The 484-nt window shown below is 63.0% G+C and carries 1 protein-coding gene; it reads left to right on the top strand.

Features of this window, described 5'->3' with window-relative positions; translation table 11 throughout:
• On the top strand, positions 1-484 hold a 484-nt coding region (locus tag OWC48_RS46325), incomplete at both ends, for a hypothetical protein (RefSeq protein ID WP_282525975.1).

Here is a 484-nt window from a genome sequence, read left to right as displayed (position 1 = left end):
TTCGGCGACAGCGGCGGACAGGCCAATGTGCAGGACCCCGAGATTGAAGGGCGCGATATTCAGACCCTACTGGACTGGGCCGAGGGACACCTCTCGCCGCACTTGGCTTATCTGCGCGGAGATCCGCTTGTCGGCGGGCTGGGTGTGAGCTACGGCGGAGGATTTCAGCTGATCGGCTCGAGTGTCGATCCACGCTTCGATGCGCTGGTGCCGGTCATTACCTGGCATGATCTTTCCTACAGCCTAGGGCCGGACCAGGTACCCAAAACGTTGTGGTTATCGCTCCTGACCGGCCTGGCGGTGGCAGACCAAGCGCCCTGGGTCACCGCGGCTTACGCGGAATCGCTTGGCGGTACCACCAGCGAGCGGACGTCGGAGCGTCTGTCTGGGCATGGTCTTGGCGCCTACTGCGGTTCACGTCCTGACGGGCTGGGCGCACCCCGAGTCGATGCACTGTTTATCCAGGGTGTGAACGATACGCTGT

This window comes from Bradyrhizobium sp. Arg816 (assembly GCF_029989365.1).
Taxonomy (GTDB): Bacteria; Pseudomonadota; Alphaproteobacteria; order Rhizobiales; family Xanthobacteraceae; genus Bradyrhizobium.
Note: the sequence above shows the minus strand (reverse complement) of the source record. Positions and strands in the feature narration are given on the sequence as shown.